This window comes from Paenibacillus sp. EPM92, assembly GCF_016586185.1.
Classification (GTDB): Bacteria; Bacillota; Bacilli; order Paenibacillales; family NBRC-103111; genus Paenibacillus_G; species Paenibacillus_G validus.
Map to the genome: position 1 here is coordinate 44,169 of NZ_BCPS01000079.1, position 14,628 is coordinate 58,796.

The 14,628-nt window shown below is 46.6% G+C and carries 13 protein-coding genes; 2 read left to right on the forward strand and 11 right to left on the reverse strand.

Annotated elements, in window-relative coordinates; genetic code table 11:
* Nucleotides 1–72: 72 nt before the first annotated feature.
* The 10 genes from JMF85_RS18875 to JMF85_RS18915 all read right to left on the reverse strand — a co-directional run bounded on the left by JMF85_RS18875 (nt 73) and on the right by JMF85_RS18915 (nt 10,433).
* Entirely contained in the window at nt 73–1,041 is a 969-nt protein-coding gene (locus tag JMF85_RS18875) for a catechol 2,3-dioxygenase (protein WP_127609238.1), read from the reverse strand.
* Between the two features lie 192 nt (nt 1,042–1,233).
* Nucleotides 1,234–1,695, reverse strand: a complete 462-nt coding sequence (locus tag JMF85_RS18880) for a flavin reductase family protein (protein ID WP_141336719.1) — start codon at nt 1,693–1,695, stop codon at nt 1,234–1,236.
* On the reverse strand, nt 1,695–3,203 hold the full coding sequence (locus tag JMF85_RS18885) for a 4-hydroxyphenylacetate 3-hydroxylase family protein (protein ID WP_127609236.1): 1,509 nt from the start codon (nt 3,201–3,203) through the stop codon (nt 1,695–1,697). Before JMF85_RS18885 ends, JMF85_RS18880 begins: the two co-directional genes overlap by 1 nt.
* A 202-nt stretch (nt 3,204–3,405) precedes the next feature.
* On the reverse strand, nt 3,406–4,335 hold the full coding sequence (locus JMF85_RS18890) for a ketopantoate reductase family protein (RefSeq protein ID WP_201318730.1): 930 nt from the start codon (nt 4,333–4,335) through the stop codon (nt 3,406–3,408).
* A gap of 142 nt (nt 4,336–4,477) precedes the next feature.
* Entirely contained in the window at nt 4,478–4,840 is a 363-nt protein-coding gene (locus JMF85_RS18895; RefSeq protein ID WP_201318731.1) for a DUF779 domain-containing protein, read from the reverse strand.
* Nucleotides 4,841–4,853: 13 nt separating this feature from the next.
* Complete coding sequence (gene adh, locus JMF85_RS18900; RefSeq protein ID WP_141336720.1) at nt 4,854–6,374, reverse strand: aldehyde dehydrogenase; 1,521 nt, start codon at nt 6,372–6,374, stop codon at nt 4,854–4,856.
* Nucleotides 6,375–6,558: 184 nt separating this feature from the next.
* Nucleotides 6,559–7,749: a sigma-54-dependent transcriptional regulator gene (locus tag JMF85_RS18905; protein ID WP_236595916.1), complete on the reverse strand. Its 1,191-nt coding sequence runs from the start codon at nt 7,747–7,749 to the stop codon at nt 6,559–6,561.
* 2 nt (nt 7,750–7,751) lie between these two features.
* A complete protein-coding gene (locus JMF85_RS28160; RefSeq protein WP_236595917.1) occupies nt 7,752–7,988 on the reverse strand; it encodes a response regulator in 237 nt (78 codons plus the stop codon).
* Nucleotides 7,963–9,273, reverse strand: coding sequence for a sensor histidine kinase (locus tag JMF85_RS18910; RefSeq protein ID WP_201318732.1), 1,311 nt, complete (start codon nt 9,271–9,273; stop codon nt 7,963–7,965). The genes JMF85_RS28160 and JMF85_RS18910 overlap by 26 nt, the downstream gene beginning before the upstream one ends.
* Nucleotides 9,273–10,433 carry an iron-containing alcohol dehydrogenase gene (locus tag JMF85_RS18915; protein ID WP_054797426.1) on the reverse strand — a complete coding sequence of 387 codons (1,161 nt, stop codon included), beginning with the start codon at nt 10,431–10,433 and terminating at the stop codon, nt 9,273–9,275. The genes JMF85_RS18910 and JMF85_RS18915 overlap by 1 nt, the downstream gene beginning before the upstream one ends.
* A gap of 236 nt (nt 10,434–10,669) precedes the next feature.
* On the opposite strand from JMF85_RS18915, the gene adhP reads away from it, so the two are divergent.
* The gene (gene adhP / locus JMF85_RS18920) at nt 10,670–11,680 is read left to right on the forward strand and encodes an alcohol dehydrogenase AdhP (RefSeq protein ID WP_127609223.1); all 1,011 of its coding nucleotides are present in this window, start codon (nt 10,670–10,672) and stop codon (nt 11,678–11,680) included.
* A 400-nt stretch (nt 11,681–12,080) separates the two neighbouring features.
* Complete coding sequence (locus JMF85_RS18925) at nt 12,081–13,763, forward strand: sigma-54-dependent Fis family transcriptional regulator (RefSeq protein ID WP_236595918.1); 1,683 nt, start codon at nt 12,081–12,083, stop codon at nt 13,761–13,763.
* 109 nt (nt 13,764–13,872) lie between these two features.
* On the opposite strand, the gene JMF85_RS18930 is transcribed toward JMF85_RS18925, so the two are convergent.
* Nucleotides 13,873–14,568, reverse strand: a complete 696-nt coding sequence (locus tag JMF85_RS18930; protein ID WP_141335641.1) for a DUF7002 family protein — start codon at nt 14,566–14,568, stop codon at nt 13,873–13,875.
* Nucleotides 14,569–14,628 lie beyond the last annotated feature (60 nt).

The following is a 14,628-nucleotide window of genomic DNA, read 5'->3' on the forward strand; positions in this document are numbered from 1 at the left end:
TGATTGCGGAAACCAACTTACCGGCTCAAGCGGGTATCCCTTGACGCGACGGTGTCGTTTCAATAGCCGTCTTTACACCTTGGCCGGTTGGATAACTGGCGTGCCGTACATGAAAAACTCGGCAGGAAGCGGAGAACCATACCAGATAATGCCTTTCTCCAATTGTTCCTCTTTCCATTGAATCGGTTGCCATTCCGGATCAAAGATTAAATAACCTGCATCTCCGAATAGTTCTACGCGATTTCCTCCAGGTTCTACCACATAAAGGAAGTAAGCTTGACTTACGCCATGTTTGCCAGGGCCAGCCTCAATTTTGATATTATTCTCTGTGAAAATATCGGAAATGTCGGACAAATGCTGCGGATAACCATACCAATAGCAAACATGATGTAAACGACCACGGCCACCCATTCGATCACCCATGACGGCAACTTCGTGGACCAATGGACTCACACTCAACCAAGCGGCAGCTTCATTGCCATCGTTTAACATAATGTGTTCCCGCAACCGGAATCCAAGTTCATCCATGAGAAAGTTCTTGTTTGACGTGACATCGCTTGCAAGCAGGTTGACATGATCTAAACGACGGACAGGCACACCGTGTAATGGTCTTTTTTGCGGCCGGCTCAAAAGAGCAGATCTTTTCTCTTCAGGAGCCTTATAGTACTCGACATCCCATAAAATTTCCATACTATGACCGTCAGGTGTCTGAAACTGATAAGCATCTCCATGACCAAGATCCCCGTCAATCCACTGATTTCCGTAACCACTTGCTTCAATCGCTTTCACACGACGCTCCAGAGCTGGCTTTGAACTCGCGCGCCAGGCGACATGACCCAGACCGGCATCTTTTGCTTCCGTTACCTTCAATGTGTGGTGATAATGGTCTTCATAGGCACGAAGATATACCGATTGGCCCTCTCTAGTTGTTTCTTCCATGCCAAGAAGATCTTTAAAAAACCATAGTGTTTCCTCTGGCTTTGGTGAATAAATTTCAACATGGGCAAGTTGTGCAACATCAAAATTCGGTTCTTTGGACATTTTTCATTCCTCCATTATTTAATAAAATAAATACCGTTCTCCATATTTTTGAATGCAATCGCTTACAATGCGCGAAGAGAAAATTCTACATATGCACAGTTTTTTGCTCGGTTCGCCACATTTCATATGAGTGTTTTAAATTAATTGTATGCTATTTTCATTACTATGCAACCCTTTTTTACCTGTTTATGGTTATTTTGACACCTGAGCGTATTTTCCTTGTGAAAACAGCAGTGGCTCACCGTCCTGCAGGCGAATATCCGTGACTTCACCGATAAACAAAGTGTGATCACCCACTAAGTATTCAGCCGTAACGTTGCATGTCATGGTTGCAATCGTGTCTTCTAACACAGGAATCCCATCCAACGTTGCGAATCTAACTTCTGTTCCGTCTTTCTTCTGACCGGCAAAAAGCGCTGACAGATCTTGCTGGTGCTCGCTTAATATGTTGACGGCATACCTTTTCGATTCCTTGATTCTGTTGTGCATATGTGCATGTATCCCTACGGAGACGAGCACTAGTTTCGGATTCAAGGAGACAGATACAAACGCGTTTGCCGTCATGCCATAAGGCTTACCCTCTAATTCTGTGGTAATGACTGTAACGCCTGTCGCGAATTTCCCCATTGCGCTGCGAAATAAACGGTCGTCCATTAGCGTACCAACTCTTCTTTCTTTACATTAATCCAGTTGTTATTCGTCCAGCCGGTAAGGTCGTAATCACTCATCGCATGGTCTACAAAAGATTTAAACCTAGTTGATTGACCCGTAGCATCGGCTATTTTCAGTGTCTCTAAACGAATGTTTTCGGTATTGCCGGCGTAGTTTACTTCGTACAGCTCGTGTCGGCCGCCAAACTCTGTGCCAATGGCATCCCAAACCAACTTCATTAACTTCACGCGTTCTTCAGCAGTTACTCCCGATCCCCGATAGTAAGTATCCAGGTACTGGCGGATTTCAGGATTATTGAAGTCTTCTGCGCTTGACGGCAATTGAATCAATCCGCCCGCGATCACTTGCTCGAAAATGCTCTTTATCTTCAACCATGCCATTGGCGCCAGCACGCGATAGGCTGCTCCCGAATCCATACCCGGCATTACGATGCCATTAGGTCCAGGTACCGCTTCGTGACACATGGCTGTGGAGAGCGCCCAGAACATATTGCGCCAGGCCAACACTTCACCGATATTGACTTGTACACCTCTGAATTGTTGGGTTCCGGACATCTCAGTTGCCTTCAGCAGCATTCCTGCCAGGAAATCAAGTTTTACGGCAAAACGCGTGCAGCCGTGGAGGCAAAAGCGGTTGAAGAATCCCGTTTGTACGAAGAAGTTATTCGTTATTTCTAAATTCTTGTACGTCAGCACGTCCTCCCAGGGGATAAATACGTTATCAAGCACGATAACCGCATCATTCTCATCAAAGCGACTGGATAGCGGATAATCAAACGGCGTACCATTTGTGGCCGCTGCCAATTCATAAGACTGGCGGCTGATCATTTTTAGCCCCGGTGCATTCATCGGAACAAAGAAGATTAATGCGTTGCTTTGATCGCCATCCCCAAGATCAGTAGCTCCATAATTGGATACGAAGTTATAGTGAGTGAGCGCTGCGGCTGTTCCCACCAATTTGGCACCGCTTACAATAATTCCGTCATCACGCTCATCGACAGCGCGTACGAAGACATCTTTATTCTCATGCAGCGGTTTGGAACGGTCAACTTGCGGATTGACAAGCGTGTGGTTACAAAACGTATTTTCTCTTACCGTCTTGTCGTACCATCTCTGCGCATTTCCTTCGAAACCTTTATAAAAATCAGAAAACGCGCCCAGGTGTGCAGTAAATGAAGCTTTGTAGTCAGGCGTCCGACCCATAAATCCGAAGCTTAGTCTTGACCATTCAGCAACCGCATTTCTGGATTCTAACAGTTCCTGGGCACTCGTAGGCGCTTTAAAAAACTTCTGGGTTACGTATCCCTCTTCGGTTTTTGTCGTCAAAATGGAAGCTTTTTCCGGATCGTGCAGCGAATCATACATGCGTTTAATCGATCTTGCGGAATTCTGGTATGCAGGATGAGTGGTTACATCTTCAATCTTTTTACCGTTCAGGTAAACGACGCGACCATCATTCAAACTTTCCAAATACTCTTTGCCATTCATCATTTCTTTATCAACCTCCCATGAATATTAATCTTTCATACATGTTTATAGTAACGGACTGCTGGTTAAATCAACAACGACACCAATAGTCTGAAAATTATGTTTTTTTAGACAATCTTTGTTAGTCTCTATCGACGGAGTGAGATAAAAATAGAAGCCTTTCATCAAAAGGATGAAAAGGCTTCTATTCGTCCGGAACATCAAATTACCCCCTGCCGTTGACTTGCTCAAGCACACGAATCATTCTAAACAGCATTTCGTTGACAGGAGTAGGCACGCCATACCGGCGCCCCAGCTGACATACCGTTCCTGCGAAATATTCCACTTCGGTCTTCCGACCTGCTTCGATATCTTGAAGCATCGACGTTTTGCCTTCAGGCGAAAGCGACTGTCTTAAGATGAGATCAAACGCAGCCAAATCCCCTTCGTTTAAATGTACATCTGCTTTCTTCGATAATTCAATGACTTCCTGCATCGCCGTTACCATTAAATCATGCGCCTCTCGTATCTCTTGAAACACTCGGTACGGCGCTTTGAGCACAGCCGATGTCTGATTAATCCCGACATTGATCATGAATTTCCACCACATCGCGTGCTCCATATTTTCCGGAATTTCATAAGGAATTCCGGCTTGTTCAAATAATTGTTTGACTGACCGTACTTTTGGCGAATGAGACGGATTCCTCTTCTCTCCGAAACAAATTCTGCCTATACTCGAAAAGGAGATGTCCGTTCCTTCTCTTCCTGCATCGATCGCGACACACATCGCGTAAAGCAGATTCTCGCTTCCATAGGTATGGGCAATGATTTCTTCGCTAGAAATTCCGTTCATCAGCGACATAATCACGGTTTCCGGTCCGACATGATGTTTAATATCGGCTATAGCCTGTTGAAGCCCCTGGTATTTAACCGCCACCAATACAAGGTCCGCCGGCCCGGCTTCCACTTCCGGCGTCAAATAATTGAAATCGCAGCGTCTGCCGTTGATCCATAGTCCGTCCGATTTGTAACGCCGAATCCGTTCTTCATCAGCAATAACCTGAACGCAGTTCGGGTTCAAATCGTGCAGTTTACTTGCATAAGCAGCTCCGATTGCCCCGAGTCCGATAACCGATACTTTGTTGATTCTTTTCAATTTAAACACTACCTTCGATAGAATCGGTTGAGTGATCTAGCTCGAATTCGCACCAATAAACGGCTGCAGCCCAAGCGATTTCCTGACTACAGCCGCCTAATCGTTCAGTTTCCATTCATATCTGTCTACTTGACAGGGGTGCTTATAATTGAAGCGCCTTCAACTCTTCATCTGTGAAAACGCGAGAGCGTGTCAAGAACCGGAGTCCTTCCGGTCCCTCCAGCGAGAACATGCCTCCCCTGCCGGGAACGACATCAATGAACAGTTGGGTATACTTCCAGTACTCATATTGAGCCTGGCTCATATAAAAGCTGGCTCCGCCGATTTCCCCCAATAACACGTCATAATCGCCGATCAGAAATTCGCCATCTCGATAGCACATCGGAGAGCTGCCATCGCAGCACCCTCCCGATTGATGAAACATGACAGGGCCGTACTTGGCTTTCAAAAACTCGATCAGCTCCAGGGCGGCGTCAGTGGCCAGAACTTTTCGGACTTCTTCCATGGCGCCGGCCTTCTTAGAAGAACCCTAGAGCGTCCGGGCTGTAGCTGACAAGCAGGTTTTTCGTCTGCTGGTAATGGGAAAGCATCATCTTATGCGTTTCGCGGCCAATCCCCGAAACTTTGTAGCCCCCGAATGCGGCGTGCGCCGGATAAGCGTGGTAGCAGTTGGTCCATACGCGCCCGGCCTGAATGCCTCTTCCGAAACGGTAAGCTGTATTCATATCGCGGGTCCATACCCCTGCTCCCAACCCATACAGGGTGTCATTGGCGATGGATAAAGCTTCCTCCTGATCTTTAAAGGTCGTCACAGAAACGACGGGCCCAAAAATTTCTTCCTGGAAGATCCGCATTTTATTGTGCCCTTTGAATACGGTCGGCTCAATATAATACCCGCCTTCCAAGTCGCCTTTCAGCTCCGCTTTGTTTCCGCCGATCAGACATTCCGCTCCTTCCTGCTTTCCAATGCTGATATAGGACAAAATTTTCTCCACCTGCTCCGAAGATGCTTGAGCTCCGATCATCGTTTCCGTATCGAGCGGATTGCCTTGCTTGATCGCGGCCACGCGCTTTAATGCCCGTTCCATGAAGGGTTCGTAAATCGATTCTTGAATAAGGGCGCGGGACGGGCAGGTGCAAACCTCGCCTTGGTTCAGAGCGAACAGCACAAACCCTTCGATGGCCTTATTCAAGAACGCGTCATCTTTGGCGTAAACGTCGTCAAAAAAGAGGTTGGGAGACTTGCCGCCCAATTCCAGCGTAACCGGAATAATGTTCTGTGACGCGTATTGCATAATCAAGCGGCCTGTCGTCGTTTCTCCTGTAAAAGCGATCTTGGCGATACGGTTGCTTGAAGCAAGAGGCTTACCTGCTTCCAGCCCGAAGCCGTTGACGATATTCAACACTCCTGGAGGCAGCAAATCGCCGATCAGCTCCGCCAAAACCATGATGGAAGCAGGCGTTTGCTCCGCTGGCTTCAGCACGATGCAGTTGCCCGCAGCGAGCGCCGGCGCAATCTTCCAAGTAGCCATCAACAGCGGGAAATTCCAGGGGATGATTTGCCCGACGACGCCTAACGGTTCATGGAAATGATAGGCAACCGTATCGCCGTCCACTTCGCCGAGCGTTCCTTCCTGGGCACGAATGCAGCCCGCAAAATAACGGAAATGATCGATCGCCAGAGGAATGTCGGCGGCCAACGTTTCCCGGACCGGCTTTCCGTTATCCCAGGTTTCGGCTACGGCAAGCAGCTCCAAATTGGCTTCCATGCGATCGGCGATTTGGTGAAGAATCAAGGCGCGCTGGGCTGCCGATGTACGTCCCCAAGCCTCTTTGACGGCATGGGCCGCATCCAGGGCCAATTCGATATCTTCCGAAGTCGAACGGGCCACTTCACAAAAAGGCTGACCTTTTACCGGCGTGATGTTCTCAAAATATTGCCCATTGACAGGCGCTACCCATTTTCCTCCGATAAAATTGTCGTAGCGCTTTTTAAAAGTAACTTTGGAGCCAGTTTGCCCCGGTTGTGCATAAATCATTTGTCCAGCCTCCTTATGCCCAATTATTTTTTTGGCAATCAAAAATAGAGCAAAAGTCGTGCCAATCGAAAATTAACGGCTGCGCAAGCTTTTTTGTAAGCGCTTGTATCGCTTTGCATACATTATGAAACAGATCAGGTGTTTCATCTTGTTCAAAATAGAACAATCGCAGCAACGGCTCTCGTTACTTCTCATTTAAAATATATCGGAGTGTCCTTATTGAGATATTTAATTTCTTACTCAACAATTGCCTGTCTCTATTTGTCTCGGACAACCTTCTTTCAATCACTTTTCTCCCGATTTCCCTTTCCATCTTTCTGATTCTGTCCATTACTTTTTTTAAATGGATCTGCTCGACTTGGCTTAAGCCATTTACCAGACTTTGCACAAATTGCTCGGCTTCCCGTTCAATAAAATCTTCGATTTGCCGATCAATCGGCATTTGGTTGACGGGATGCTCCGCTCTTTGCAGCAAATATGGCGGAAGATGGTCAGCCTTTAAACACTTGCATTCGTGAATGGCATGCGTCTGATTGAGCACATTGAGGAGTTGTCTCACGTTTCCGGGCCAATCGTACATTTTTAAAATCTCCGCTGCATCCGAATCAAGCCGGCACTCGCCACCATATTTTTTGTCAAGATAGGACTGCGCAATCAACGGAATATCCCCGGGTCTTTCCCGCAAAGGAGGAATGGACAATTTCACTCCCTCCAACCGGTATAAGAGGTCAGCGCGAAATTGTTTGTTTTCGACCTCGGTTTCCAAATTTCGATTTGTGGCTGAGATGAACCTCACATTGCTCTTTTGGATCTCTTCACTGCCTACCCTCATGAACTCTCCTGTCTCTAACACACGCAACAATTTTACCTGAATGGAAGTCGGTGCCTCTCCGATCTCATCCATGAAGAGAGTTCCGTTGTTAGCAAGCTCGAAATATCCCTTCCTGGTCTTGATCGCTCCGGAAAATGCCCCTTTTTCATGACCGAACAATTCACTCTCCATCAGGCTTTCCGGCACCGCCCCGCAATTGATACCGACAAACGGATATGGGGCCCTCAGACTGGAGCCGTGAATGAATCGGGCCATCAATTCCTTGCCGGTGCCCGTCTCTCCCTCGATCAAAATGTTGATGGCTTTCTTGGCCAACTTTTCCGCTACGGCTATGACTTTCTGCAGTGGACTTGAATTCGTATAAATAATTCCGTATTGCGCAGCTTCCATGTTCAGTTTTTCCGTATTGCCGACGGGGTTCAGTAATACCGAATTGATGATGTTTTCAAGACTCTCCAGGTCATCAAACGGCTTTTCCAAATAGTCTTTCGCCCCTGCCTGTATGGCCAGTACAGCTGATTTGACGGTGCTGTAACCGGTCATGATCATGACTTCGCAGTCCGGGTACTTGGTTTTAATTTGGCCAACAACTCCAATCCATTGGCATCAGGCAGCTTCAGATCCACAAGAGCCAGGTGAAACGGAGATGGATGCCGGTGAAGCAGCTCATCTACCTCCCTCCCTGAATTCGCAATCGCCACGTCACAGCTTTTATCTTCCAAAAAATATCGAAAAAAAGAGGTCACTTCGATTTCATCATCGACTACTAGCACCCTTCTCATATTCTTCCCCTCCTTCATTTTCCTGGATCGGCAGCAGAAGGGAAAACCGGGTGTATTCATTGACCCTGCTGTCTACCAGAAGCTTTCCTCCATGGGACTCGGCAATGCCTAGGCTCACAGAAAGTCCCAGACCGGTACCCTTCATGCTTTCCTTCGTTGTAAAAAAAGGATTGAATATTTGAGATACATAGTCTTCTTCAATGCCAACTCCGTTGTCGAGCACATAGATGGAAACGAATGGCCGATCCTCTGAACCTGCGAGGCAAGTTCCAATGATCACTTCCGGGTTGCTTTTTCCTTGAACGGCGTCTCTCGCATTAAGAAAGAGGTTAATCAACACCTGTTCGATTTGATTGCGGCTCCCACTGACAGGAGGAAGTGTCGGATCTATTTCTTTCCGTATCGAAATACCGGAAACTGCCAGTTGATACCCCACCAGCCCTAATACGTCTTCTATCAAACTGGAGAGGTGCATGGTTTCTAATTGATATTCTTCTTGTCTAGAGAATGTCAATAAATTTTGTATTATTTTTTTGCTGCGCAGGCCGCACTGATAAATATCCTCCAGCATTTTGCCCGGACGCCCGTCTTTCATGTCGCGCATCAGAAGCTGGACATTTCCAAGAATGGCGGTTAGCGGACTGTTCAATTCATGGGCGATCCCCGCAGCCATCTCTCCCAAAGCAGCCATCTTTGCAGACTGGATCAGCTGCGCTTCCATGTTGACTTTCTCGCTCACATCTTTAAACAAGTGGATGTTTTCAATGGAGATTCGCACATGTTCTCCCATACGCCTATAAAGCTCAAGCTCCTCTTGGGGGTACTCTACTTTCTCCTGATTCAAAAGAGTAAGAAATCCATAGATGTTTCCGGCTTGATATTGCAAACAAACGGATGTGCCGTAATGATCCGGTATTTCCTTTTTAAGCAGCTTTTTAAATTCTTCAATCGACATGGCCGTCTTCGTCACCATTCGCCTTTTGACAAAACGGCAAGACCAGTTCGCCGCTTCCGGCTCCGAAATATAAAACAACAGATCGGAATGGTCGATAAGTGTCAAGACAAACCGGTCGAAAGAAAGAATTTGTGATAATTGGGCTGCCAGATAGCTGCTGACTTCCTCCCAGGATTTGTCCACATGGATCTGCGTTAACCGGTTAATGACTTCCAGCTGCTTGTTCTTTTTCTTCATTTCTTCGACGATAGCGTTTAATTCACTGTAGTAACTTTTTCGTGAAGATTTAATTCCTGTTAACTTGTCAATCAACTCTTGTTTGCCCGACATCAGAAGTCACTCCCCAGAGCAAGGCGGAACAACATTTTCACATCCGCCGCCTTCATATCCCGCGGGTTCGTAGTCATGCAGGCATCATGAACCGCATTATGGCTCATAAAATCAATCTGTTCCTCTTTCAGGTTCAAACTGGACAAAGAATCAGAGATGCCGAGATCGCCGGCCAATTCTTTAACGGCTCCAATCGCCTTTCTGGCGGCTGCAGTCAGGCTGAGACCGTCCACGTTCTCACCGAAAGCCTCGGAAATGTTTTTAAATTTCTCGGGACAAGAGATCAAATTATACTCCAATACATAAGGCAGCAAAATAGAATTTACCTCCCCATGCGGCAGATCCAGCAAACCGCCTAGTTGATGTGACATGGCATGAACCGCTCCCAAAATCGAGTTGGAGAAAGCGATACCTGCCTGAAGGCTTGCCATCGCCATAGCTTCTTTCGCTTCACGATTGTGTTGGCTTGCCACGGAAGGCCGAAGGTAATTGGCAATTAAGCGAATCGCTTGCAAGGAATACCCTTCAGTCATCGGGGTAGCCGCTAGAGAAATATAAGATTCAATGGCATGTGATAAAACGTCCATACCCGTATGCGCCGTTAAACGCGCATCTTTCGTCATCAAGGTCTGCGGGTCAATGATCGCAATATCGGGAATTAACGATTTGGAAATAATGGTCATTTTCACCTTGTGTTTGGAATTGCGGATAATGGAGAACTGGGAAACTTCCGATCCCGACCCTGCAGTCGTCGGCACCATGACCATTGGCGGAAGCGGCCTGGTTACGAGATCGACACCTTCATATTGTTGGATCGTCCCGCTATTGGTTGCAAGTAAGGCAACTGATTTTGCGGCATCAATTGCACTTCCTCCTCCGATCCCGACAACCGAATTACAACCGCTTTCCATATAGGTTCGAACGCCTTTTTCCACTTCATAGTCCTTGGGGTTGGGGGTAAGTTCCGTCCATAAGCAGTAGTCCAGTTTACATTCTTTCAAATAGCGGACGGCAAGTTCCACCCAACCGGAATTCAGAACGCCTTTATCGGAGACAACAAAAACCTTTTTCGCTCCCAATCGAAGCAGGCTTTCCCCGATTTGACTCAGAGCATTCGTACCGAAAATAATTTCGGGTGTCATGAATTTGAAAATACCCATGGATCTTCCTCCTTCATTGCTATTGTACTTTGTTATTTTACTTTTTGGAAAATATTTTATAAAATGCCGAAAAAATGATAAGGCAGCCGTTTTTTCGGCTTAACGGCCGAATTTTCGTCATTTCAATGATAAAAACATAGCGTTTCTGCGTTTTTGGGGTTGGCATGGGTTTTGCGTATGTATGAAAGTGTTGCATGCCAAGCAACCATATTCGTTCATTTTGAAGGAGGATTCAAATGAAAGCTGCTATTGTAAATCAATTTCATCAAAAGCTGGAAATCAAAGAAGTACCGACTCCGGATGTCGGACAAGGAGAAGTACTGGTAAGAATCACAGCTTGCGGAGTTTGCCATACCGACCTGCATGCCGCTCATGGGGATTGGCCCGTGAAACCTAAACTTCCTTTGATCCCTGGTCATGAAGGCGTTGGCTATGTAGAAAAAGTCGGTCCGGGAGTAAGTTCCATAAACATCGGGGACAGGGTTGGAATTCCGTGGCTGTTCTCCGCTTGCGGCGAATGTGAGTATTGCTTGACCGGTTGGGAAACGTTATGCAAAAGCCAATTAAATGGCGGCTATTCGGTCGATGGGGGATACGCGGAATATTGCGTCGCACCTGCTGCCTATGTCGCGAGAATCCCGGACGGCGTATCGGATGAAGAAATTGCCCCGATCTTATGCGCAGGCGTAACCACCTATAAAGCCCTGAAGGTGACGGGTGCAAAGCCGGGAGAATGGGTGGCGATCTATGGCATTGGAGGTCTCGGACATATTGCGCTCCAATATGCGAAGGCTATGGGATTTAACGTCATTGCAGTCGATATCAGCGACGATAAATTGGAACTTGCCAAGAAGCTGGGAGCCGATCTTACCATAAACGGCAAGTCGGTAAATCCGGTAGAGGAAATCGAGAACAAAGTCGGCGGCGCTCATGCTGCAGTGAGCGTGGCAGTGACTCCGAAAGCGTTTGAACAAGCGTATCGTTCTGTAAGACGCGGCGGCACACTGGTGGTAGTCGGTCTTCCGAGCGGCGAATTGCCGATCCCGATTTTCGATACGGTTCTCAACGGCGTTACAGTAACAGGTTCGATTGTCGGTACAAGAAAAGACATGCAAGAAGCTTTGGATTTCGCTGCCCGCGGCAAAGTGAAAGCGATCATCGAAACACAGCCACTGGAAAAAATCAATGAAATTTTTGAACGTATGGAAAAAGGAAACATTAACGGACGGATCGTCTTGACATTTTAATAATGTAAGCGCTTGCCGCTGAATTTATTGTGCCAGTGACACACAAAACACCGTTACGTTATTGGATTTAGCTGAATCACCACTCCACTGAAATCCAATGCGTAATGGTGTTTTTTTCTGATTTGCCGAATAGAATTGTTGCGAAGCAGTGCTCCTATGTGAAACGGAAACGGTGTCTCTCGGTGTCCGAATTTGATCAAATCGTACCGTCGGTAAGGTGTAACATTTTGAAACAATCTTGTTTAAATGGGCACATCTGGATATCCATTATGTTATACTACAATCAATATCACACATGTTGTGTGTGGAGGTGCTTACGTTGTCATCTCTGGAAATAAGGAAGCATTCAGAAGTTGTGGCGAGCTCTTGGAAGCGTTGTCAACAATATGGATTGAAACAGATGGATCCTGTGGATGATCAATTGGTTACAGGAAAGCAAATTCATGAAATCCTTAAAGAGAATGAGGCTCTGATTAAGCATACCTCACATATTTTCGGGAAAATGGAGCACTTCATTAAGCAATCGAGACAAGTGGCCCTTCTTATCGATGCTCAAGGCAATATTATTTATTCCGTCGGAGATCCTGAATTCTCCAAACGGGCGGCTGCGGTTCAGCTCCAGGTGGGCGCCAATTGGGCTGAAAACAGAAAGGGAACGAATGCCATCGGGGTTGCCATTAACGAAAGAATACCTGTCCGCGTTCATGCCGAAGAACACTACTGCCAGTTGAATCATTTCCTTACTTGCGCATCGTCGCCTGTGTTCAGTCCGACCGGGGAGTTGTTGGGCGCCATCAATTTCAGCAGCAAACAGGAAAACTATAATGCGCTTAGTCTTTCTCTCTCAACGATGGCCGCGGATTCATTGCAGAACCAACTTCTCATCGAAGAATCCAGGAAGGAACATCTCATCACTTTGAAGGAATTGGAATATTCGATGAAAAACAATCCGCTTCCGCTCCTTTCGCTGGATCACGAAAACAGAATCATTCGCGCCAATCAAGCCGCTCTCCGGATTTTAGGCAAGGATGCCATCGGCCATGAATTCTCCGGCATCGAAGGATTTTTTATCGAAGAAATACACGATCATCAACAAAAAGTTTGGCGTTCCATAGCGATTCAAAAAAAAGTGATCAGCGTAAATCGCATGTATACTTTTTCCGATATCGCCGGATCGTGCCCAAGCCTCATACAGAAAAAAGAACTGGCCTACAAAGCGGCTCTCACCGACTTTCCGGTTCTGTTGTTGGGAGAAAGCGGCACCGGAAAAGAATTGTTTGCGCAATCCATTCATTCGGCCAGTTTGCGTTCGAATCAACCCTTCATAGCCGTTAATTGCAGCGCAATACCCGACAGCCTGGTGGAAAGCGAATTGTTCGGTTATGAGCGGGGCGCATTTACGGGAGCCAATCGGGAAGGAAATGCCGGGAAATTCGAGGCTGCCCATAAGGGTACGATTTTGTTGGATGAAATCGGCGATATGTCTTTGCGCGCACAGGCGGCTCTATTGAGGGTTTTGCAGGAACGCACCATCACCCCCGTCGGAAGTGCCAAAAGTAAGCCCATTGATATAAGAATCATTGCAGCGACTCATAAAAATTTGCAAAATGAAATCAAGGAAGGACGGTTTCGCGCCGATCTTTATTACCGTTTGAAAGGAATTCAAATTACATTGCCTTCACTCCGCGAAAGAAGCGATATCGTTGAGCTTGCCATACATTTGCTACGCAGCCATAACGATCCGAACCCTCATTTATCGAAAGAAACGGCAAATAAGCTCTTGCAGTATGCTTGGCCCGGAAACATTCGCGAATTAAACAGCGTCCTTATTCAGGCCGCTTTTCTGGCCGAGGGAAGTCCCATTCGCCCCGAACATCTGCAGTTCGAAACCGACTGTCAAACCGGGCGGCGGGAGGCTCAGGCTGCCGATGATTCCGTCCCTTCGCTTAAAGAGGCGGAAATCGAGGCAATCAAAAGGGCATTGCAGGCAACGGGCTGGAATTTGAGCAAGGCCGCAGCTCTATTGGAAATCGGAAGAACGACGTTGTACAGAAAAATTGAAGAATACGATATTACAATCTAAAAAAAGCTGCAGGATCTATTGAGATCCACCGGCAGCTTTTTTTGCAGTTCTCCGCTCGATATGAGGTTTTATGAGGTTATGGATTAAGCAACTTCTGTAAGCGATGCATTCATCTTGATTTCATGACTTGCAAATCCGCCAAAGGCTTCGCCCGATCTCTCCAGCACTCAGGTATAACTTTACAATTATCGACGTAAACAGCCCGTAAATACTTTGACACGTTGATAACCTGATCTTCGATGAGTACCTCCCGTATTTCGGACGCTTTTGTCGGCACGATGTTATTCAGTATGATCTTGAAGCCATTTAATGGTAGAAACATATCTGGACTCTTCTTGTAAGAACAGAGAGTCGGAAACCGCGGCGAGCTCCCCGAGTCGTATTTGGATAACTTCACTGCTGAATAATGCTCCAATAATAAGAAATACGCATCGAATTCCAGAATGGCAAACCTTTCATCCGGTTCTCTCCGCGTATAAGTGTCCATCATTTTCTGACAATCCTTTAATGTGGGCCAAAAAAATACATGCCGATCCAGACAAGCCCGAAATTGTTCCTGTGTGGTTTCAGCATCTATCATACTGTCAGGAATCCTTAAATGAGCATTTATTGTAACCGAATATTCATGATAGTTCACTTCCTTGGCCTCTGATCGGCGCTCACCTGCACCGTGGGGATTTAGGTTATAACTGGACAATAGAGCATCAAAATGAGCAATAGCCGGCAAATTCCGTACTCTTGTAAAATGATAAAGGGATTTTCTGCTTGTTGCTTTTGTTATTGCAGTGATAACAGCCTCTTTCATCACCTCACTCCTTCACGTCTATCTTGATAGGAGTAGGATTCCAAAAAAGGCTGCATTTCA